25 protein-coding genes and 1 tRNA gene are annotated in these 20,795 nt (G+C 71.3%); 4 read left to right on the top strand and 22 right to left on the bottom strand.

The genetic code is table 11. The features are described from left to right. On the top strand, nt 1–566 hold a 566-nt coding region (locus A7X12_RS09595), incomplete at its 5' end, for a DUF1134 domain-containing protein (protein ID WP_084445290.1). A gap of 43 nt (nt 567–609) precedes the next feature. Here the strand turns inward: A7X12_RS09595 and A7X12_RS09590 are convergent. Then, the gene (locus tag A7X12_RS09590; RefSeq protein WP_064311421.1) at nt 610–1,935 is read right to left on the bottom strand and encodes a dihydroorotase; all 1,326 of its coding nucleotides are present in this window, start codon (nt 1,933–1,935) and stop codon (nt 610–612) included. Between the two features lie 46 nt (nt 1,936–1,981). Between A7X12_RS09590 and ygfZ the strand changes: the two genes are divergently transcribed. Continuing rightward, a complete protein-coding gene (gene ygfZ / locus A7X12_RS09585; protein WP_064311420.1) occupies nt 1,982–2,716 on the top strand; it encodes a CAF17-like 4Fe-4S cluster assembly/insertion protein YgfZ in 735 nt (244 codons plus the stop codon). A gap of 279 nt (nt 2,717–2,995) precedes the next feature. Here the strand turns inward: ygfZ and A7X12_RS09580 are convergent, their stop codons facing one another. The 21 genes from A7X12_RS09580 to A7X12_RS09480 all read right to left on the bottom strand — a co-directional run bounded on the left by A7X12_RS09580 (nt 2,996) and on the right by A7X12_RS09480 (nt 19,299). Beyond that, on the bottom strand, nt 2,996–4,117 hold the full coding sequence (locus A7X12_RS09580; protein ID WP_064311426.1) for an OmpA family protein: 1,122 nt from the start codon (nt 4,115–4,117) through the stop codon (nt 2,996–2,998). Nucleotides 4,118–4,224: 107 nt separating this feature from the next. Next, nucleotides 4,225–4,725, bottom strand: coding sequence for a DUF2793 domain-containing protein (locus A7X12_RS09575; protein WP_064311419.1), 501 nt, complete (start codon nt 4,723–4,725; stop codon nt 4,225–4,227). Continuing rightward, the gene (locus tag A7X12_RS09570; RefSeq protein WP_064311418.1) at nt 4,722–6,896 is read right to left on the bottom strand and encodes a phage tail protein; all 2,175 of its coding nucleotides are present in this window, start codon (nt 6,894–6,896) and stop codon (nt 4,722–4,724) included. The genes A7X12_RS09575 and A7X12_RS09570 overlap by 4 nt, the downstream gene beginning before the upstream one ends. Further along, nucleotides 6,896–7,279, bottom strand: coding sequence for a hypothetical protein (locus A7X12_RS09565; protein ID WP_064311417.1), 384 nt, complete (start codon nt 7,277–7,279; stop codon nt 6,896–6,898). The genes A7X12_RS09570 and A7X12_RS09565 overlap by 1 nt, the downstream gene beginning before the upstream one ends. Then, entirely contained in the window at nt 7,276–8,082 is an 807-nt protein-coding gene (locus A7X12_RS09560; protein ID WP_064311416.1) for a DUF2163 domain-containing protein, read from the bottom strand. The genes A7X12_RS09565 and A7X12_RS09560 overlap by 4 nt, the downstream gene beginning before the upstream one ends. After that, nucleotides 8,079–10,337: a DUF2460 domain-containing protein gene (locus A7X12_RS09555; protein ID WP_064311415.1), complete on the bottom strand. Its 2,259-nt coding sequence runs from the start codon at nt 10,335–10,337 to the stop codon at nt 8,079–8,081. Before A7X12_RS09555 ends, A7X12_RS09560 begins: the two co-directional genes overlap by 4 nt. Next, the gene (locus A7X12_RS09550) at nt 10,337–10,909 is read right to left on the bottom strand and encodes a hypothetical protein (RefSeq protein WP_064311414.1); all 573 of its coding nucleotides are present in this window, start codon (nt 10,907–10,909) and stop codon (nt 10,337–10,339) included. Before A7X12_RS09550 ends, A7X12_RS09555 begins: the two co-directional genes overlap by 1 nt. Further along, on the bottom strand, nt 10,902–11,096 hold the full coding sequence (locus tag A7X12_RS09545; RefSeq protein WP_064311413.1) for a phage tail assembly chaperone: 195 nt from the start codon (nt 11,094–11,096) through the stop codon (nt 10,902–10,904). Before A7X12_RS09545 ends, A7X12_RS09550 begins: the two co-directional genes overlap by 8 nt. After that, complete coding sequence (locus tag A7X12_RS09540; RefSeq protein ID WP_064311412.1) at nt 11,093–11,407, bottom strand: gene transfer agent family protein; 315 nt, start codon at nt 11,405–11,407, stop codon at nt 11,093–11,095. Before A7X12_RS09540 ends, A7X12_RS09545 begins: the two co-directional genes overlap by 4 nt. Next, complete coding sequence (locus A7X12_RS09535; protein ID WP_064311411.1) at nt 11,404–11,811, bottom strand: phage major tail protein, TP901-1 family; 408 nt, start codon at nt 11,809–11,811, stop codon at nt 11,404–11,406. Before A7X12_RS09535 ends, A7X12_RS09540 begins: the two co-directional genes overlap by 4 nt. 73 nt (nt 11,812–11,884) lie before the next feature. After that, on the bottom strand, nt 11,885–12,289 hold the full coding sequence (gene gp17 / locus A7X12_RS09530) for a tail completion protein gp17 (RefSeq protein ID WP_064311410.1): 405 nt from the start codon (nt 12,287–12,289) through the stop codon (nt 11,885–11,887). Beyond that, the gene (locus tag A7X12_RS09525) at nt 12,286–12,495 is read right to left on the bottom strand and encodes a hypothetical protein (protein WP_064311409.1); all 210 of its coding nucleotides are present in this window, start codon (nt 12,493–12,495) and stop codon (nt 12,286–12,288) included. Before A7X12_RS09525 ends, gp17 begins: the two co-directional genes overlap by 4 nt. Beyond that, nucleotides 12,480–13,046 carry a head-tail connector protein gene (locus A7X12_RS09520; RefSeq protein ID WP_064311408.1) on the bottom strand — a complete coding sequence of 189 codons (567 nt, stop codon included), beginning with the start codon at nt 13,044–13,046 and terminating at the stop codon, nt 12,480–12,482. The genes A7X12_RS09525 and A7X12_RS09520 overlap by 16 nt, the downstream gene beginning before the upstream one ends. Before the next feature lie 33 nt (nt 13,047–13,079). Next, a complete protein-coding gene (locus tag A7X12_RS09515; RefSeq protein ID WP_064311407.1) occupies nt 13,080–13,346 on the bottom strand; it encodes a spike base protein, RCAP_Rcc01079 family in 267 nt (88 codons plus the stop codon). Between the two features lie 16 nt (nt 13,347–13,362). Next, on the bottom strand, nt 13,363–14,388 hold the full coding sequence (locus tag A7X12_RS09510; RefSeq protein WP_064311406.1) for a phage major capsid protein: 1,026 nt from the start codon (nt 14,386–14,388) through the stop codon (nt 13,363–13,365). Nucleotides 14,389–14,420: 32 nt separating this feature from the next. Next, nucleotides 14,421–14,789, bottom strand: coding sequence for an HK97 family phage prohead protease (locus A7X12_RS09505; RefSeq protein ID WP_064311405.1), 369 nt, complete (start codon nt 14,787–14,789; stop codon nt 14,421–14,423). Further along, nucleotides 14,786–15,094, bottom strand: coding sequence for a DUF6127 family protein (locus A7X12_RS09500; protein WP_064311404.1), 309 nt, complete (start codon nt 15,092–15,094; stop codon nt 14,786–14,788). The genes A7X12_RS09505 and A7X12_RS09500 overlap by 4 nt, the downstream gene beginning before the upstream one ends. Further along, entirely contained in the window at nt 15,091–16,191 is a 1,101-nt protein-coding gene (locus A7X12_RS09495; RefSeq protein WP_064311403.1) for a phage portal protein, read from the bottom strand. Before A7X12_RS09495 ends, A7X12_RS09500 begins: the two co-directional genes overlap by 4 nt. Then, the gene (locus tag A7X12_RS09490) at nt 16,188–16,478 is read right to left on the bottom strand and encodes an EF-hand domain-containing protein (RefSeq protein WP_232318438.1); all 291 of its coding nucleotides are present in this window, start codon (nt 16,476–16,478) and stop codon (nt 16,188–16,190) included. Before A7X12_RS09490 ends, A7X12_RS09495 begins: the two co-directional genes overlap by 4 nt. 995 nt (nt 16,479–17,473) lie before the next feature. Further along, a complete protein-coding gene (locus A7X12_RS09485; protein ID WP_064311401.1) occupies nt 17,474–18,790 on the bottom strand; it encodes a DNA-packaging protein in 1,317 nt (438 codons plus the stop codon). Next, nucleotides 18,787–19,299, bottom strand: a complete 513-nt coding sequence (locus tag A7X12_RS09480; protein ID WP_064311400.1) for a hypothetical protein — start codon at nt 19,297–19,299, stop codon at nt 18,787–18,789. The genes A7X12_RS09485 and A7X12_RS09480 overlap by 4 nt, the downstream gene beginning before the upstream one ends. 410 nt (nt 19,300–19,709) lie before the next feature. Between A7X12_RS09480 and A7X12_RS09475 the strand changes: the two genes are divergently transcribed. Continuing rightward, on the top strand, nt 19,710–20,651 hold the full coding sequence (locus A7X12_RS09475; protein WP_064311399.1) for a winged helix DNA-binding protein: 942 nt from the start codon (nt 19,710–19,712) through the stop codon (nt 20,649–20,651). A gap of 65 nt (nt 20,652–20,716) precedes the next feature. Beyond that, nucleotides 20,717–20,792: transfer RNA gene (locus A7X12_RS09470), tRNA-Val, on the top strand. Nucleotides 20,793–20,795: the final 3 nt, after the last annotated feature.

Below are 20,795 nucleotides of genomic sequence, written 5' to 3'. Positions count from 1 at the left end.
CCCCGCCGCCCCCGGCACAGCCTGCCCCCGCCACCCCCGCCGCGGTCGATCCGTCGGCGACGACGGCGCGCCAGGCGGCGACCGACACGTTCGAGAAGGACGACCTGCTCGCCGCGGCAGAGGGTACGTTCGGCAAGGGTGCCTCGGGCCTTGCCAAGCTGCTCGAGGATATTCTGAAGGATCAGGGCAAGCCCAACGCCTATATCGCCGGCAGCGAGGCGTCGGGCGCGATCGGCGTGGGCCTACGCTATGGCAAGGGCGAGATGTTCCACAAGGTGGAAGGACAGCGGCCGGTATATTGGACCGGCCCGTCGATCGGCTTCGATCTGGGCGGCGATGCGAATAAGGTGTTCGTGCTGGTCTACAACCTCTACGACACCCAGGATCTCTACAAGCGCTTCCCGCAGGGCGAGGGCCATGCCTATCTCGTGGGCGGCTTCTCGGCCTCGTATCTCCGCCGCGGCGACATCGTGCTGATCCCGGTACGGCTGGGCGTCGGCTGGCGGCTGGGCGTCAACGCCGGCTATATGAAGTTCAGCGAAAAGCAGCGCTGGCTGCCCTTCTGATCGGGTGCAGGGCGGGGCCGCACCGGCAGCCCCGCCCCCGCCCTCAGCCGAATTCGACCGCCTCGAACTTCACCGGCTCACCGATCGCCTGATCGGCCAGCTGGCCTTCCCACATCACCCGGTTGCCGCGGATGATCGTGCCGACCGGGCGGCCGGTGAGTTCCATGCCGGTGAACGGCGACCAGCCGCAGCGCGACGCCAGCCATGCCGCGTCCACCGTCCAGCGGGCCTTGAGGTCCACCACGGTGAAGTCGGCATCATAACCCGGCACGATACGGCCCTTGCCGACCAGTCCGAAGATGCGCTGCGGCCCCGCGCTGGTCAGGTCGATCAGCCGCTGCAGCGTCAACCGGCCCTCCGCGACATGGTTGAGCATCAGCGGCAGCAGCGTCTGCACGCCGGGCATGCCGCTGGGGCTGTCGGGATAGGGCTTGGCCTTCTCCTCCAGCGTGTGCGGCGCATGGTCCGAGCCGAGCACGTCGGGCACGCCCTGGCGCAGCCAGTGCCACAGGCCGTCGCGATGCGCGCCCGAGCGGATCGGCGGGTTCATCTGGGCATAGGTGCCGATCGCGGGATAGGCTTCCTCGCCCGCCAGCGTCAGGTGCTGGGGCGTGACTTCGCAGGTCGCGATGTCCTTGTTCTGGCCGAGCAGTTCCAGCTCGGCCGGGGTGGTGACGTGGAGGACGTGGATCCGCCGCCGGGCTTCGCGCGCCAGCCGCAGGATGCGGCGCGTGGCGAGGATCGCGCTCTCGTCGTCGCGCCACACCGGATGCGAGGAAGGATCGCCGGGGACCCGCGCGCCGAGCCGTTCCTGCATGCGGAACTCGTCCTCGGCATGGATCGCCACGCGGCGATGCCCGGAGGCGAGCACCCGCGCGAGATTGGCGTCATCCGACACCAGCAGGTCGCCGGTCGAGGCGCCCATGAAGATCTTCACGCCCGCCGTGCCCGGCAGCCGCTCCAGCTCGGCCAGATGCTCGGCATTGTGGTTGGTCGCGCCGACATAGAAGGCGTGGTCGCACCACATGCGGTGATGGGCGCGGGCGAGCTTGTCGGCCACCGCGTCGGCACTGTCGGTATTGGGCTTGGTGTTCGGCATCTCGAACACCGCGGTCACCCCACCCAGCACCGCCGAGCGGCTGCCGCTCTCCAGGTCTTCCTTATATTCGAGCCCCGGCTCACGGAAATGCACCTGGCTGTCGATTACGCCGGGCAGCACGTCGAGCCCGGCGCAGTCGATCGTCTCGCCCGCATCGCCGACATCGCCGATCGCGACGATCTTGCCGCCGGAGACGCCGACATCCACCTCGGCGGGTCCGCTGGGGAGATGCACGCGTCCGCCGCGCAGCTTGAGTTCGACATTCGCCATGGCTTTGCCTCTTTCGTGAGCGTTCGCCGCGTCCTACCTGTTCGGCATGGACGATACCAGCACCTGGCTAGACGATCGCGCGCTGCTGCGCCTCACCGGCGACGATGTTCGCGGCTTCCTCCAGGGGCTGCTCACGCAGGACTTGGCAAGCGTCACGCCGGAGACGCCGCAATGGGCCGGGCTGCTCACCCCCCAGGGCAAGGCGCTGTTCGACTTTCTCCTCTGGGCCGATGGCGACGCGATCCTGATCGACTGCGAGGCGACCGCGCGGGATGCCCTTGCCCGCCGGCTGACCCTGTACCGCTTGCGCCGTGCGATCGCGATCGAGCCGATTGAGGGCGGCGTCCATTGGTCGCCTTCGACGCAGCCCGGTGCGGTTGCCGATCCGCGGCTGGCGGCGCTCGGCTATCGCTGGCTCGGCGATGCCACGGGGGATAGCGCCGCGCTCGCCTGGCGGACGCATCGCCTGGCGCTGGGGATCACCGAAGGCATGGACGAACTCGGCAGCGACAAGACGCTGTGGCTCGAATGCAATGCCCAGGAGCTGCACGGCGTCAGCTACACCAAGGGCTGCTATGTCGGCCAGGAGAATACCGCTCGGATGCACTACCGCGCCAAGGTCAACCGCCGGCTGGTCGTCGCGCCGCTCGGCGAACCGGGCGACCGCACCCGCGCCACCTATCCCGAGCTGGGCAAGATGGTCGAACTGCGCCGCGTCGAAGCGCTCGGCGACGCGCTGGTGCCGGAATGGCTCGCGGCGGCGCTCTCGCCGGAAGACTGACGGCGGCGCTGCGCTCGACCGCCCACCACCACGCTATCATCGCGGCGGAAACCGGGAGCCGTTGGGGGCTCCGTCGCCGCACGTGCCGATACCGAGAAGCAAATGGATCCCGGCTCCCGCCGGGAGGACGCGAGGTGAAATGATCCCCTCGCCCTGCCCCACTGCGTTGCCAAGCAACGGCCGTTTCCGCTCCCCGCGCGGGCGCAGCGCACAAAAAGAAAGGGAGACCGGTTGCCCGATCTCCCCTCTTTGCTTCCATCCCTTGCGGGAAGGCGGCAATTACATGCCCGAACCCGGACCGTAGGTGATTTCCACGCGACGGTTCTGGAGTTCGCGAACGCCGTCGGCGGTCGGAACGCGCGGGTTGCTTTCACCGAAGCCCTGGGCCGTCATAGCGGCGTCGGGAATACCCTTGCCACCCATGTAGCTGCGGACGGTGTCGGCGCGACGCTGCGACAGGCCAACGTTGTAGCTCGCCGAACCCGAACGGTCGGTGTAGCCGGCGATGACAACCTTGGTGTTGCTGCAATCGGCGTAGTTGCTGATCGCATTGTCCAGGATGCTCGCTGCTTCCGGCGTGATGTCCGACTTGTTCCAGTCGAAGAACACGATGTACGGCCCAGGCGTGCAGACCTTTGCTTCCGGAGCCGGGGGCGGCGGAGGCGGCGGAGCCGGCTCAGCAACCGGCGGCGGCGGCGGCGGCGGCGGCGGAGCTGCAGGCTCTTCCGGCGCACCGAAGTTGTAGGTCAGACCCACCAGCAGGCTGTGCGAGCGGTAACGGCCCTTCCACTGGTTGCCACCGATGTCGACCAACTTGACGTCGGGCGCGTTGAAGAAGCGATACTTCAGCGACACGTCGACATTCTTGTTGATCGGCGCGCGGACGCCGGCGAGCGCCTGCCAAGCGAACACGGTGTCCGAGTCGTTGACGGTGTCGTTCGCGCCGACGCGCAGACGATTCTTCACGCGGGCGACACCCGCACCGCCGCCGACGAAGCCCTGCAGGCCGTTGTCGTCGCCGAAGTCGAGCAGGCCGTTGACCATGAACGACAGCGCCGAGGTGCTGCCGCTGGCCTGTTCATAGCTGCCCGCGGGGGCAACGAGGCCCGGGCCGCTCGGAAGCAGCAGGGCGGTACGTGCGCTGTCGACGCGCGAGCGACGATAGCTGACTTCGGCTTCCGCGCGGAACGGACCGAAATCGTAACCGACTTCACCACCAACGTCGTAACCGACATGGTTGTTCTGCGTCACAGCATCCTTGTTGGCGCCAACGTCGAAGTGAATGTCCTCGACCAGCATCGCGCCGCCTTCAACACCCACGTACCACGAGTTATCGCGGGCGAGGGCGGGCGTGCTCAGCGCGGTCGTGGCGAGCGCCAAAGTGACGGCAAGCTTCCGCATCATAATCCCCTTTCATGGTCGTCCTAACGGACAGCCCAAACTCACTACTCAAACCAAAGTTTCGGCGCAAGCGCACAAAACCGCGGTATGTTGCACAAACGTCACAGTTAATCGCTCTCGATCAGTCCGTGACGGCGCAACGTTTGCAAGACCGCGGTAATCGCCCTTCTCGCCTCCGCGTCAACCGTCGCGCCGCCTGCAGGTTCCACGATATTTGGAGCTCTTGGGCCAACTGTTTGACGTCCCTCGATAAAAAGTCTTCCAAAGGTACGCCCTTGGTACCATTGCCCCTGATGGTGCACCGCAAAAGCCATGTCGGCGGCAATCCAGACGGTCATCCCTTCATTGGGTTCGAGAAACCGCCATCCTCCATCCGTCCAACCCGCCAGCGCGGCGGCGTGTCCCACCCAGGCGCCCTCCGGGGCCGCACCGACAACCCAGCATTGGCCAGGCTGCGGCGTGGTCGGGGGCGTGTTTTGCACTGCAGCGGCGCTCGCCTGGCTGGCAATATCCAGCAGCGCCAGCGCTTCGTTGTGGAACATCTCCTTCTGCGCCTGGCCCGGCTCCAGAAGCGGCAGCGCAAGGCGCGGCGTGGGCGAGAGAGTCATAGCGTCACCTCCTTGATACGAACCGTGCATTCCGCTGCCGGCGAGAGCCCGTGCATGCCCATTTGCCGAACCTTTATGGTTAACGATGTGTTTATGCCGGTAGCCGGGATCGTAAGTTCCGGCGCGGTCGTCTCGACCAACTGCGGGTTGCCGTCCCGCAAAATCTCCACCTGATAGCGCTCCGTCTCCTCGCCTAGCGCGGCATCGACTCCGTCCCGCCACGACCAGTCGACCCTGCTGCGGCGGGCCCAGCGCACCTGCAACGCCTGCGATCGGACACGAATCGTCAGCTGCACCGGGGACGGCGGCAGCAGGGAGATGCCGCTGCTCACAAGTTCCACGGGGGCAGTATCGGCAGGATCCTCCACGCCCTGGGCCAGCAGTCGCACCGCCCCGCCGATCGCCGGCACCGGCGCGATCGGCTTCAGCGATTCGCGGGCCACCAGCACGAAGCGGTCGCCCGGCCGCTGGGCGCCGATTGCCGCCTCGGTGCCGCGACGGCCGCGCCACAGCTCGGATAGCCGCCAGCGCCCCGCGCCCAGCGGCTCGGCGCGACCGAACTGCACCAGCTCGTCGCCCAGCATCGCCAGGTTCGCGCCTGCGTCGAGCGCCGCCATGGTCGCATTGGCAAGCGCACCGTCCGCCTGCACCAGATCGACCTCCGCGACGCTCGCCCGGTCGATCAGCGCCGCCCGGCCGCCGCCCGGCGGCGTGCGGACCGTGCCGAGCACGGCGGGATAGGCGGTTTCGCCGATTGCCGACCAGCTACCGCCATCCACGCTGGCCAGCAGCGCGGCCCGGCGCCAGCCGCTGCCGGTGCCCGCCGCCGCCACCACGATGCGGGGTGTCGTCGCCGGCACCTCGTCGATCGGCGGCAGCTCGAACGGCGCCAGCACCGTCCGCCCTTGCCGCGCATCGGGCGCCGCCACGGATCGCCCGGGGCTCGCCGGTGCCGCCATCGGGGCCGCGGTGATCGGCACGCATTCCAGCTTCACCACCATCTGTTCGAAGGTCCAGCGATCGACGCGCCACTGGCCGGGGCTGTTCGCGATGGTGATCCGCATGCCCGGCGCCAGCGTCAGCGCTTCCCAGCCGAGCGTCAGGGTCCGGCGCTCGCGCGCCAGTTCCGCGCGGGCGAGCGCACCGGCGGCCATCGCCTTGGCGGCGCCGGCATCGAGCACCGCGGGCAGGTCGATTCGCGTCTCGCGGGTTCCGGCGGCGCGGCGGGTCGCCTGCTGCACCCCTGCCTGATAGTCGCGCGCGGGATCATAATAGCCGATGCTCAGGCGGCGGGGCACGCTGTCCGCGGCTGCCAGCGTGCGCGCGCTGCGCCCGCCCCGTGCGGCGCCGGCTCCGGGTTCGGTTCCGGCACCGTCGTCCGGCACCGCCGCCGCATTGCCCAGCCCGGCGACCATGGCGAAGCGGTCCTCCCCCGCCCGCAGCCACGCGCCGCTCGCCGCGCAGAGCGCATCCAGCGTGGTGCGCACCGATTCCTGCGCCGAGAAGCCCGCGAGCGGCAGATCCAGCCCCTCGACCGCGACCCCGCCGATCGTCCGCGCGATCGTCCCCGCCGCGACGGGTTCGGGGTCGGCGATCACTTCGAAGGTGAGCTGCGGGATGCGGTTGCCGAAGCTCGCCAGCTCCAGGTCCTCGAACACCGCATAGGCCAGGCCGCGATGCGCCGGCGCGCGGCCGGCCCCTTCCAGCGCGGCGATCAGCGGATCGACCGGCTGATCCTCGCCGCCTGTATAGAGCCGAAAGCCGGTGCGGACCTTGAAGTCGCCCGCCGCGCCGCGCAGCAGCTGTCCGTCCGCCCAGATGCGGCCGATGCCGTGGATCCGCCGGGTCGAGAAGGCCACCGCGAAGGAAGCCGTATAGCTATAGGCGGTGGTCGAGGGCCGGCCCTTGCCGCCGCCCTCGGTGGCGCGGTGTTCGGTCAGGTCGGTCGCCCAGATCACGCATCCCGCCACCCGCACCGTGCCGAACAGCTTGGGGATAGCGCTGCCATAGCTCGAGCTCTGCACCCGCAGGTCGGCCAGCCGGGCGCCCTCGCGCGTGCCCGGCTTGGCGAATAGCTGGCCGTCGATCGCCGCGCCGATCAGCCCGCCGATCTGCGCCCCCATGCGGCCGCCGAACACCGCCCCCGCCACGCCCAGAACGATCGTCGCCATTATGCACCCTCCGCTCGCCAGCAGCTCAGCACCGGCCAGGGCACCGGGCCCGGCCGCTCCACCACGCGCCGCGCCATCGCATCGGCATGGATGATCCCGTCCTCGCTCCGGATCGCGAGATGCAGCTGCCCCGCCCCGCTCCGGCACAGCAGCACGTCCCCCGGCGCGGCGTCGGTCACCTCGACCAGCCCGGCCGCGCGGAGCGCCGCCGCCGCCCAGTCGAGATCGTCGGTGCGCAGCGCATAGCGATCGACCGCCGGGCGGCCGACAGCGAGCGCCGCCAGCCCAACACAGTCGAGCCCGCCCGCCGCATCCCGCCCGTGCAGCCGGAACCGCGCGCCGATCGCCGCCCGCGCCGCCGCGAGCACCGCGTCCCCGCTCATGCGCCGGGATACCGCGTCAGCAGGTCGTTGCCCGGCAGATAGGGCTCGCCCCGGAAGTTGGCGGCGTTGGCGAAGCGGCCGACACAGGTCTCGAACCGGCCGTCGCACCCCTCGACCAGCTCGACCAGCGCGCCCTGCCCGGCAAAGCGCGGCGGCCGTGCGAGCGTCACCCGCACCCCGTCGGAAGCGAGGATCGCGTCCTCCAGGCCGCCGTTCGCGCCGCCGAACCAGCGCAGCCGCCCGGCGCCATAGGCATTGGCCGCCGGCTCGGCGCCGTCCAGCGTCACCACCGCGCCGTCCACCCCGGCCACCCGCGCGAACCGCCGCCGGCCCGCCATCGCCACGCGGCACCGCGCATCCCCCAGCGCCGCCCGGCAATCGGGCGAGGTCGCCTCCGCCACCGGCGCGTCGAACGCCGCCGCCGCCCCGCGCAGCTCGGCGGTGATCGCCCCGTCGCGCGTCTCGATCGCACCGATCGTCCCCTCGCCGAGCGGGATCGTCGCGCCCGGCGCGGTCCAGTCGGTCGCGAACAGCGCCACCCGCGCGCCGTCCCACCGGCCCGCCAGCAGGTCCCCCTCGGAGATCGCATCGCCGCCCAGCACGCCCTGCACGTCCATGCTGTCCGCCTCCAGCGTCGCGCTGCGCTCCACCGCGCTCGGCGTCATGCCCGGCGCCGCGCGATAGAGCAGCCCGTCCAGCATCAGGTCCCGGTCGTGCGCGGTCAGCCCGATCGTCACCCCGTCGCGCCGCTCGATCCGCCAGCACAGCGTGACGCTGGTCAGCGCCCCCTCCAGCCAGCTCATTCGCGTATCTCCACCAGCGGCACCGATGCCGCAGCACCCGCCAGGAACGTCGCGCGGCTGACCCGCAGCTGGTCCTCGGCAAAGCGCACCGGCACGTCGAACAGGAAGGAGGCGGTCACCTTCGCCCCCGCTGCCGGCGCACTGGCGAGCGTCACCACGCCCCCCGCTCCCAGCGTGAAGCCCGTCACCGCCGCCCCGCCGACCTTCACCGCCAGCGTGCCCGCAACCGGCCGCGTGATCCGCCGCACGCTTTCGCCATAGGATTTCACCAGCTGGAACCGGGCGGTCGCCCCGTCGCCGGTGCCGATCGCCACCTCCTTCGCCTCGAAGTCGAACGGGTCGCGCAGGCGAAAGCCCCGCGCCGCGCCCATCCGCGCCCGGAAAAAGGCGAGCAGCGCCGCGATGTCCGCCTCGGAGCGGACGCCCGGCCCCACATCATAATGTGTCCGCGCCTGCGCCCAGGCGGCATTGCGCCGCTCGGCCCCGCCGGCGCTGGTGACGATCGCGGTGGAAAGCTCGGGCGCCACCTCCGCCTCGCGCCCCAGCGCGATCGGGAACAGCACGTCGTCAAAGGGAGTCACGTCCGTCTCCTGGTCGAAATGGAGGAAGCCGTCGCGCGCCACCTGGGGCAGCGCCCAGAGATAGGTCGCCGCCACCCCGCGCTGCCGCGCCGCGCCGGCCGCCTCGGCGATCGCGCGCCACTGCGCCTTGTCCTCGCCGCGCAGCACGAAGCCGGCGAGATAGTGCTGCCGCGCCGCCGGATAGCCGAGCCGCGCCTGCGCCGCCGCCACCGCCCGTTCGGACGCCGCCGCATTGCCCGCCGCCGCCCAGTCATAATCCTCGAGCTGGAGCACATCGAAGGCGGGCGATGCCCAGCCGAGCGGCAGGTTGGCGCGCGCCGCCTCGGGCATCGCCGGGTCCAGCACCGTCGGCAGATAGGCGAGCAGCAGCACCTTCGCGCCCGGCGCGGCCGCGCGCACCGCGTCGCGCAACGCCCATGTCGAGCCCGCGAGCAGCACCCCCGCCGCATCCAGCACCGCCGTGTCGACCGTGCCGCGCAGATTCTGCGGCGCGGGATTGCCCAGCGCCGCCTTGGCCGCCGCGTCGTGCAGGCAGATCCGCCCATCGGCCAGCACCCACCACCAGGGCTCGCCGATCTGGAACTGCACCGCCAGCCCTGCCGCCTGCGCGATGCCGACAAAGGCCAGCGCCACCGCGCGCAGATAGGCCATCGCCCCGCCATGCGCCGGCGAGAGCAGGGTCGAGGGCGGGCTCCACCCGGTCAGCGCCGCGCTGCCGTCCGCCGCCCGCTGCTTCCAGTCGCTCCAGCAATGCTGGTCGAGCAGCTCGTAGCTCAGCGACCAGATCACGCCATAGCCCAGCGCCTTCGCACGGCGCGCGAAGTCGGCATGCCAGGCCGCACAGGCCCGGTTGAGCGCGCCACCGGCCAGGCTGGCGTAGAAGCCGCCCGATGCCGGTTCGAGCCGGACATAATGGCTCATCCCCACATAATGGAGAATGTCGCCGCGATAGCCGAGATGGAGCATCGTGCGCAGCAGCCGCGCCGGCGTCTGGTTATAGGCGTCGTCATAGCCGGTCGCGATCGACAGGCCATGTTCGGGCACCACCGGCTCGCCGATCGCCAGCACCGATCCCGGCCCGTCGCAGGCGATGTCGCGCAGCTCCACCCAGGCGTCCGCCGGCGCCGCCAGCGCGGTCATATCGTCCGCGACATAGCCGGGCGGCACGAGCGAGACGAACATCCGGTCGACATCGCCCGCCCAGACCGGATCCGCCTCGCCCGGCAGCAGGAAGCCGCCCTGCACCGTGGCGAAATCGATCGTCACCTGCGCGTCGGCGGGGCTGCCCTTGGCATAGTTCCACAGGCGCACATACCAGGATCGCGGCGCCCCGTTCGCGTCCCGCCCCTCGATCGTCAGCACCGGGCCGTTCACCGCGTCCAGCGCGATCACGCCCGAGGAGCGCCAGCGGAACCGCAGCCGACAGTCGCGAAAATCGCGCTGCGTCGCATAGGCGAGCAGCGGATGGTCGTAGCGGTCCTCCGCTTCCCAGATCAGCCCGGCCAGGTCGCCGCGGCGCTGGAACACCAGGTCGACGCGCAGCGCATCGGGCGCGGTCGTCACGACGCTGGCCATCATCGGCCGGGGGAAGTTGACGGTCCAATAGGCGGGATCGAACCGGCTGATCACGCCCTCGGTCTGGCCGCGTCGCCGGTCGGCAAGCCACCAGCCCATCAGTCGAGCCCCGCCAGCGCGGCGCGTACCGCCCGCGCGACCTGCCGGCTCGATTGGGCCAGCGCCCTGGGCGCGGCGTCGGCCGCGGCGTTGACGGTGATCGACACGCGCATGTCGCGCCCGCCACCGGCACCCCGCGCGTCTGCCGCCACCTGGCCCGCGCTGGTCGGCACGAACAGTTCCGGCCCGCGCTCGCCCACCCAATAGGGGCGTCCGGGGCTCACCGGCCCGCCGGTCGCCCGGCCCGGCGCCCCCAGCAATCCGCCGAGCAGCGACAGCACCATCCCCTCGATGCCGCCACCGCCGCCGCTTCCTGCCGCCGGGAATCCGACGCCGCCCGACGCCCTGGCAATCTCGCCCAGCACCTTCAGCGCCACCCTGGCGAGATCGTCGAAGCCGATCTTGCCGGTGCGCGCCGCGCGCAGCAGCGTCGCCTCGATCGTCTTGCCGGCCTTGTCCACGCCGGCCTCCAGCGGCCCTTCCAGCGTGCCGCGCATCGCATCCACGTCGCGCGCGAAGCTGGCGGTATCGGCCCGTACCGACACCACCAGCCGTTCGATTTCCTCATCCATCGGGAAATTGCTCCTGCAATCGTGCGATCAGGTCCGGCGCCGGCGGCTCCCCGCCCGCGCCGCCCGCCGCCTGCACCAGCGCCGCCAGTTCGGCGGGCGTCGCCCGCCAGAACCGGTCCGGTCCCCAGCCAAAGGCGAGGCCCGCCAGCCCCGCCAGCCGCCGCGCGGCATCGGCGAAGCGGGTCACCGCCCGCCCAGTATCTGGCCGATCAGCGCCTTGAGCGCCGGGGTCACCGCCGCCAGCCCGGCTTCGACGATGCGCTCGGCGAAATGCTCGCGGGCCAGCGCCTCGGGCGGATCCTTCAGGCAATGCCAGAACAGGGCGACCATCTCGCCCAGCGCCAGCCGGCCGGCTGCCGCCCGCTCCACCAGCGCGAACAGCGGCCCAAGCTCGGCCTCCGCCGCCACCAGCGCCTCGAAGCTCGGGCGCAGCACCAGCGGGATGCCGCCCAGGTGCAGGCTCGCTTCCCCGCGCACCGGGTTCGCCGCGCCGCTCATGCGCTCACCACCGGGCCGGAGCTTTCGAGGCTCAGCGTGTAGCTGCGCTCGCCGTTGAAATCGCCGGCATAGTCAAGCCGCGTGACCAGGAACTTGCCGGTCATCGTGTCGCCGCTCTCGAAGCTCAGCCGATAATCGTCGAGCGTGCCCGCCAGCGCATTGGCCTTGACCCGCACTTCCGCCGCCGACCCGGTGAACACGCCCGCACCCGACACGCTTACCGATCGCACCCCCGCGCCGGAGAGCAGGTCGCGCCAGCCGCCCGAATCCTTGCTGGTGACCACCACCGCTTCGCCGTTCACGCTCAGCTGCGTCGTCCGCAGCCCCGCCACGGTGGCATAGGCCACCGGCGTCGCGCCATTGCCCACCTTGAGCAGAAAGGCACTGCCCTTCTCCGCCGCCATATCCCGTCTCCTTGCTGTTGAAGCGCGCGCCCGCACGCGGCGCGCAAATCTAGGCTCCTCCCGGGAGGAGCGGCTACGCTGCCGTCCGCAGCATCCGCACGCGGAACTCCACGACGGCGCTGAGCCGCATCTCGTCCTCCGCCACCACGCGGTTGCGCAGCAGCACGCGGCTGACGATCCGCCAGCCGCCGGCCAGCGCCGGGGACATCGCCCCCACCGCCGCCTCCACGTCTGCGGCGAGTCCGCGGACCCGCCCGCGCGTGGGCCCGCTATCCTGCACCAGCACGGCGATGCGCACCTCGCGCCCGTCCTGGTCCTTGGTGCTCCAGTCGGTCAGCACCGGCTCGTCGACCAGCAGATAGGGGCGCGCGGCGCGCACCGGCGGGGCATCGAACACCCCGTTGACCTGCGCGGCGAGCGTCGCCCGTCCCGCCAGCGCCGCGCGCACCGCCCCGGCGATTGCGTCCTGCGGCGTCATCGCAGCAGCCCTCCCAGCCAGCGCAGGGCCGGGTCGGCAAGCCAGCGCCGCCACAGCCGCCGGCCCGACAGGGTGACCCGCGTGCCCTCCACCGCGACCGAGACGCCCGGTACGCGCTCGCGCACCGCTTCGCCCAGTCGCCGCGCCACCCTTTCGGCGCGCGCCCGTCCGCCGGCTTCGCCGCGCGCCTTCAGCTGCTCCAGCATGACCGCCGCACCCCCGCCATCAGTTGCAGCCGCCGCCAGGGCCGCCAGAAGGCGACCACCGCCGCCGGGGGCGTGCCGGCCTCGCCCCGCCCCTCGATCAGATGCGCCGCGAGGAGGATCGCGCCCTGCGCCAGCGGCGGCGGCAGGTCCCCCCAGCCTGCCGCCGTGCCGGCGACGAAGGTGACGCGCACGCGCGTCGCCTCCGCCGTCGCCAGCAGCCGCACCCAGCCTTCGCTGCGCGCGTCGAGATCGATCGTATAGGCATCCACCGGCAGCGTGGTCGCCGCGCCGCCCAGCGTCACCCGCTCGACCGGGCCGATCGCGGTGACCGGGGCTACCGGCAGGCGCTGCCAGTCGGGCGATCGGTCGAGCCAGCATTGCCGGCTCCGCGCGATCCAGGCGGTGCCGGTGAAGCGCTCCCCCAGGGTCAGCGCGGCCTGCGTCGCGGCGGTGATCGCGGTGTCGACGGCGCTGCCCTCGATCCGCAGATAGTCCTTCACCGCCGCGCACGCGTCCGCGATCGCCGCCGCCGGAAAGGGCGGTGCGTCCATGTTTCGTCTCCCTCTGTTGGTGGGGCCGGTCGGTCAGTAAAGCGCCAGGATGTCGGCGGCGCTGGTCCCCGTCGCCCGCACATAGCGCGCGCGGAACGGCAGGATCGTGCCGCTGGGGACGTTCTTCCACACCGTATCGGCGTTGCCGACCGCGCCGCGCATCGTCACCGTGCCGCCGGTGCCGACGAACAGCGCCTTGGGGATGTCCGCCAGGGCCGCCGTGTCGCTCGGCACCACCGTCACCGCCTGGCTGGCCGGGGCCGACACATGGTCGGCCCGGTTCGCGAAATTGTCTGCCATGTCGCGTCCTCCCGGCTCAGCTGGCGGCGAACTTGAGGAGCTTGATCGCTTCCGAATTGCTCACCATCCCGCCCAGCCGCTTGGTCGCGTAGAAATGGACGAAGGGCTTGTTCGAATAGGGATCGCGCAGCAGCTGCGTCTCGCCGCGCTCGGCGATCAGATAGCCGGCCTGGAAATTGCCGAAGGCCACCGCAAAGGCATTGGCGGCGATGTCGGGCATGTCCTCGGCTTCCACCACCGGATAGCCGAGCAGGGTCGCCGGCTGCCCTGCGGCGATGCCCGGCTGCCACAGCAGCTGCCCGTCGCTGGTCTTGAACTTGCGGATCCGCGCCAGCGTCGCCGAGTTCATCACCCAGCTCGCCCCCTGGCGATAGGGCGCGCGCAGCGCCTGCACCAGGTCGATCAGCTTCTCCTCCGGATTGGCCGCGAAGGCGCCCGCCGCGCCCGTCGCCAGATATTGCAGCGTGCCGAAGGCGCGCGCGGCGTCCGCCGTGGTCGCGGTGGGCGAGGTCAGGAACCCCTTGGGCTGGTTCACGCCCGTCCCGCTGACGAACGCGGTCCCCTCCGACTGGGCGAACTCGCGCGCGATCTCCCCCGCCAGCCACGCCTCGACGTCGAACATCGCATCGTCCAGCATCGCCTGGCTCGCCGCCGGATTGGCGTAGAGCTCGCCGAACGGCGGCGCGACTTCGTTGAACACCGGCGTCGCGGTGATCGGCCGCGCCGCCGTCTCGGCCGCCCAGCCGCTGTCGAAGCCGCCGCTCGCGACCAGCTTGCGATAGCCGCCGCTGCCCACGCGCACCACCTTGGCGATGCCGCGGATCGGCGAGATCGCCTGCAGCGTCCCGTCGATCTGCGCGTCGATCTCGCGCGGCACCGCATAGCCGCCCTCCGCCCCGCTCGCGCCGGACAGCGCCTTGGTCTCCACCCCGCCCCGCAGATAGCCGTCGAACGCCGCGCTCGCCGCCGGCCGGCCGCCCGCCAGCATCGGCCGCACCGGCGGCAGCGTCACCTGTTCGAAGCTCGTTTCCATCGCGTCCATGCTCTTCTCCCACGCCAGAAAATTGGAAAAACTCAGCCCACCGCGTGCACCCGCGCGAGCGGCTGCATCGGCTCCGCCACCAGGCTCACCTCGATCAGATGGAGCGCCGTCAGCTCGCGCACCCGGCCGCGCCGCGCCGCCGCCACGCGGTAGCCGAACGAGAGGCCCGCCACCGCGCCCGCCCGCACCAGCGCCGCCAGCGTCGGATCCTCGACCCGGCCGATCACCCTAAGCCCCCGCGCATCCTCGCCGATCGCCTCGATCGTGCCGACCGGCCTGCCGCCATGCTGCCACAGCAGCGGCACCGGCCCCACCGGACCGAAGGCCCCCGCCCGCACCACGTCGCCGCCGCGATCCTCGCGATCGAACACCGCGGCATAGCCGGCGAAGCGCACGCTCATTTCAGCCAGCCAGGAAAGCCCAGCCGCATCGCCAGCAGCACCAGCACCAGCGCCGCCATGCTGCGCCCCACCCATTGCACCACCGCCTTGAGCATCGACTTCTTGGCATCGCGCCACGCGGCCAGCAGCTCGCGCAGTTCGGCCATGTCCTTGGCCGCGCCGCTGTCTTCCAGCCCCAGCCGGGCGAGCGCGCGGGTCGCCCCGGACGCGCCCGCCTCCTCGGCGATCGCCCGCAGCGTCGCCAGTTCGGCACCTTCGCTTTCGGCCTGCTCGATCAGCTGGGCCAGCATCGTTCCGTCGTTCATGACATCCCCACCAGCTTGCGTTTCTCGTCGTCGCTCAGGAAATTGGCGGCCGCGACCTGCCGCCACAGCCGCTCGCGGTCCTCGGCCAGCGCCGGCACGCCCTCCAGGTCCACCGCCAGCATCGTCTCGGGGAACCAGGCGGCGAGCCCCTGGGCCAGCCCGCCCAGCAGATGCTCGGCCATCGGCAGGATCGCCTGCCGCCACAGCGCGCGATTGGCCTCGCGGTAATTGGCATAGGCGGCGTCGCCCGGCAGCCCGAGCAGCATCGGCGGCACCCCGAACGCCAGCGCGACCTCGCGCGCCGCCGCCGCCTTCAGCCCGACGAAATCCATATCCGCGGGCGTAAGGCTCATCGCCTGCCATTTGAGCCCGCCTTCCAGCAGCATCGGCCGCCCGGCATTGGCCGCCCCGGCAAAGCCCGCCTCCATTTCCTCCTTCAGCCGGGCGAACTGGTCGGGCGGCAGCGCGGCGCCGTCGCCGGGATCATAGACCAGCGCCCCGCTCGGCCGCGCCGCATTGTCGAGCAGCGCCTTGTTCCATCGCGTCGCCGCATTGTGGATCGCGATCGCACCCGCCGCCGCATCCAGGCAGCCCAGCCCATAATGATCGTCGGCCGGGTGAAAGGCGCGCAGATGCACGACCTGCGGACGCCCGCCATCATCGGCCGCCAGCCGCGTGACATGCTCGCCCACCCGGTAGCGATAGGCGACCGGCCATCCGCGCGCGTCCGGCTCCACCGTCACCCGCTCGGGCCGCAGCGCATAGAGGGTCTGCACCCGGCCCTCGCCATCGGTGAGCAGCTGGACATAGCCATTGCCGTGCAGCAGCAACTGCGCCGCCAGCGTCTCCAGCAGCCGCTGCCCGCCCGACACCGCCGTCACCAGCGCCACCAGCGCGGGATCCGACCCGCGCAGCGGCGCGGCGCCGACGCTTTCCGCCACCAGCCGCACCGCGCGCTGGGCGACCGGATTCTGGCAATAGCCTTCGCGCAGCTGGACCTCGTAGCTGCGCGACCATTCGCCTAGGCTGCCCCAGCCGCCGCGCGCCAGCGCCGGCCGCCCGGCATCGCGCGCGGCCTTCCGCCCGAACCACTTCATCGCGCCAGCTCCGCAATGCGCAGCTTGCCGTCATGGTCGAGGTCGCGTGCCCAATAGGCGGCGGTAAGCGCTGCCCGCATCCCGTCCCAGAAGCCCCCGGTCAGTTTCGCCGGCGGGAACACCTTCTCGACCAGCGCCTGCACCTCGGCGGCATCGAGCATTCCGTCGCCGTCGCGATCGCCCGCCGCCACGGCGACGCCCGCGCCCACCGCAATCCCCGTCCGCGCATCGAGCGCGCACGCGCTCACCAGCAGGGCAAGCAGCCCCGCAGCCATGCATTTCCGCATCGAATATCTCCCGTGCAGCAATAGCCCGCCCCCCGCAGGGAAAGGCAGGAGGCTCGTCCCCAAATCCTCCCCGCCAGGGGAGGTGGCGCGCACCGCGCGACGGAGGGGGCGGTGTGCGACTCCCTGTCGCTCCAGCATCCTCCCCCTCCGTCAGGCTGCGCCTGACACCTTCCCCTGGCGGGGGAGGACCCATGCGCGCCTGCATTTCCGCGTCGAATGGTCCCGTCACGCAATCGCCCGCCCCGGAGGAAAAGGCAGGAAGCCCGTCCCCAATCCTCCCCCGCCAGGGGGAGGTGGCGCGCATCGCGCGACGGAGGGGGCGGTGTGCGACTCACGGTCGCGCCAGCGTCCTCCCCCTCCGTCAGGCTGTGCCTGACACCTCCCGCTGGCGGGGGAGGACCCATGCGCGCGCCTGCATTTCCGCTTCGACTGACTCCCGTCACGCAATCCCCCGCCCCGGAAGAAACGGCAGGAAGCCCGTCCCCCAATCCTCCCCCGCCAGGGGGAGGTGGCGCGCATCGCGCGACGGAGGGGGCGGTGTGCGACTCCCTGTCGCTCCAGCATCCTCCCCCTCCGTCAGGCTGCGCCTGACACCTCCCCCTGGCGGGGGAGGACCCATCCGCGCCCGCGTTTCCGCGTCGAATGGTCCCGTCACACAATCGCCCGCCCCGGAGGGAACGGCAGGAAGCCCGTCCCCCAATCCTCCCCCGCCAGGGGGAGGTGGCGCGCATCGCGCGACGGAGGGGGCGGTGTGCGACTCCCTGTCGCTCCAGCATCCTCCCCCTCCGTCAGGCTACGCCTGACACCTCCCCCTGGCGGGGGAGGACCCATGCGCGCGCCTGCATTTCCGTGTCGAATGACTCCCGTCACGCAATCCCCCGCCCCAGAGGAAAAGGCAGGAAGCCCGTCCCCAATCCTCCCCCGCCAGGGGGAGGTGGCGCGCATCGCGCGACGGAGGGGGCGGTGTGCGACTCACGCCCGGACGGCGTCCCCCCTCACACCACCCGCACCGCCGCGCGCCCGCGGCGCCCGAGCATCAGTTCGGTCAGCGCCCAGACCAGCGCATCGGCGCGGTCGGGGGAGCGTCCCGGTCCCTGATAGCCGCCCGCCGCCTGCAGCCCGGCCATCTCCGCCTCCAGCGCGGCGAAGGTGCCGGCATGCCACACCGCCCCTTTTTCGTAGAGCAGCGCCACCGGTTCCGCGCGCCTTGCCTTTCCCCGGCTGGCATGCACCAGCCGCAGCGGCAACCGCGCATCGGCGGCCTTCAGCACGCTTGCCACCATCGCCCCGCCCTGGTTGGCCTCCGCCACCACGCATTCGGCCTCGAACCGCGCGGCGCATTCGGCGACCGCCGCCGCCCAGCCTTCGGGGCGAAGCCCGGCGACGCTCGCATCGGCCAGCACATAGCCGTGCAGGTCCTCGCCCAGTCCCACCGCGACGATGCCGCACGCATCGCCCTCGGTGCCCGCCGGCGGATCGACCCCCACCACCACCCGCACGAGCCGCGCCGGGGCCTCCCGCCGCTGCCGCTCGATCAGGGCGAGCGGCCACAGCGCGCCCACCACATCGTCCATCATCTCGCCGTCCAGCTCCTGCCGGCCCAGCCGCGTGCCGGCATAATCGGCCAGCATCGCCTCCACGAAGCTGCGCGGCAGGTGCAGATTGTCGCGGGTCCGCCCGCGCGTCTCGTGCACGTCGGGCAGCGCCATCACCCGGCGCAGCAGCTTCACCGGGCGCGGCGTCGTCGTCACCACCACGCGCGGCGCATCGCCCTGCCGCAAGCCCATCATCAGATTGTCCCAGGCGGCATCGCCCACCCGCAGCGGCCATTTCGCCAGCTCGTCGCACCAGGCAAAGCCATGTTCGGGCCCGCGCAGCTTTTCCGGTGCCTCCGCCGAATAGACGAACGCCCGCGCGCCCGAGGGGAATCGCACTTCCCCCAGCGCGGCGTGCCACCGCACCGCCTCGTCATCGCGTGCGGCGGCAAGCAGCCCGGCCGGTCCCTCCACCATCACCCGTCGGGCATCGTCCATCGTCGCCCCGACCAGGGCGATGCGCGCCTTGGGCACCTCGCGCGCCATCTGGCTCACCCATTCGGCACCCGCCCGCGTCTTGCCGAAGCCGCGCCCGGCGCGGATCAGCCATACCCGCCAATCGCCTTCGGGCCAGAACTGGCCTTGATGCGCCCAGCGTTCCCACCATTCGTTGAAGAAGCGCAGATGGCTGCTCGAAAGCCCCTGCACCAGCCGCGCCCGCTCCGCCGGCGGCAGCATCGCCACCCGCGCGATCGCGTCGAAAGCCGCGCCGCTCATGGCTGGTCGCCCTGTTCGCGGGCGAGCCGCTTCTCCAGCATCTCCAGCTTCTGGAGCAGCGCCGCCTCGGCCTCCTCGCGCGTCGCGCGGACCACGGGACCATAGCCGCCGCGCCGGCGCCCGTCCGCCGCGGCGCGATGATGCCGCAGCAATTCCAGCGCCAGCTTGGGATCGAACGGGACCGCGGCCACCGCCGCCCCGTCTCCACCCGGTGCGATGTCGTTGACCGGCGGGCCGCCGCCGGCATGCGCCAGCAACTGCTCCTCCAGCCGTTCATAGCCCATCAGGATCGCCTGCCGCCACAGCTCGGCGAACTGGGGATCGCGGGCGCGGAGGCGATAGGCCCCCTGGTAGCTCATCTTCGCATGCGCGGCCGCGCGGGTGACGTTGCACGTCGCCGCCAGCATTTCGAGAAAGGCCGAACGCCTGGCCTTGGTCCATTCGTCGGGACGCTGCCTGCGCTGCTGCGTCCGCCGTTGCCCGCCCCGGGGACTGATCACCTCATCCATCGCGCCCTCCCGAAAACGCGGACGGGCCGCTGCACCTGCGTGCCCGGCCCGTCCGCTGGAGCCGCGCCCGGCGACTCACAATTCTTCAGCGTTCCCGTTTTGTGCCATATCATCGTCGCGATGTCAAGCGGAAATAACCCATATGGTACAGCCCATGGGCGCAGCGGGCTCGCGCGCCGGGCAGGACCAAGCCGGAAGGCGGTATGATATCGCCCAGGTGCAACAGCAAACGTTTCGCCAGCATTCGAAGTTCCTGTGCGTTCCGGCGCGCCGATCATCGCATCCGATGCGGAGAAAAGCCGCTTCTACAAGTAATGATTGCTCCGAACCGGAGATGATGCGACTCCTCCGTTTCGGAGCATCGCGGCACCTCTGGGGGAGAGAGGCCGGTCCATGGGGAGGGGAAAAACATGCATCAGGCAACCATTGCAAACGATTTGGTGAATCTTCGCTACGATCTTCAGGAAGAGGTGGCCCTTGTCGTCGCCGAACCGGGGCCGGCGCGGGGGGCCGCCTGCCTCGCGGCGAACCAGGCGGGTTTTCGGGTCCGTGCACCCGTCGATGCGGCGGAAGCGCTGGCGGACAATGCGGTGCTCGACGGGGTGCATCTGCTGCTGATCGAGAGCGCGGGGATCGACGCGGATCTGCTCGATCCGCTGCTGCTGCGGCTGGGCGCGATCGCCGAGGATCGCCGCATGCCGCTGATCGCCACGGTGCTGCCGGAGCAGCTGGACGGCGCGGCGGCGCTGCTGCCGCTCCACGCCGCGCTCCAGTGCAGGCCCAGCGATGCGGACCGGCTGGGCGCGGCGATCTTCGCGCGGAGCACCGCCACGCGGCTCAACGACAGCGTCGGCGAGGATGATTCGCTGCGCATGCGTCGCTTCCAGGAAGAGGTGGCGCGTATCGCCGATTCGCTCGCCCGGCTGACGCGCGATGCCGGGATGCAGCGGGGGGCGGCGGTGCGCAACGACACGCTGGTCTTCCGGAGCGATGCGCGCGTGCCCGACGTCTCGGCGCAGGATATCCGCCGGGTGATTCGCGCGCGGCGGCTGCGGTCGGATTTCTTCCAGGGCGATCTGTTCGCCGACCCCGCCTGGGACATGCTGCTCGACCTGTTCGCGTCGGAGCTGGAGTATCGCAAGGTGTCGGTTTCCAGCCTGTGCATCGCCGCGGCGGTGCCGCCCACCACGGCGCTGCGCTGGATCGGCACGCTGCACGAGGCGGGGCTGTTCGAACGCCATGCCGATCCCAAGGACCGGCGGCGCGCCTATATCGGGCTCAGCGCGGCGGCGCGGGGCGGGATCCTAGATTATGTCGCGGCGGTGCAGCGCGCGGGACTTTCGCTCGTTTGAGGGCTTGCCCTTCGCGTCCAGCTTTGGCATCGGCGTTCAACGTAGTCGCCCGCCGGGGCGCACGCGGGCGGTTAGCTCAGTTGGTAGAGCATCTCGTTTACACCGAGAGGGTCGGCGGTTCGAGCCCGTCACCGCCCACCACAT

Origin of the sequence: Sphingomonas sp. TDK1 (genome assembly GCF_001650735.1) — a bacterium.
Classification (GTDB): Bacteria; Pseudomonadota; Alphaproteobacteria; order Sphingomonadales; family Sphingomonadaceae; genus Sphingomonas.
The sequence above is the reverse complement of the archived record's forward strand: the minus strand, read 5'-3'. Positions and strand labels throughout refer to the sequence as shown.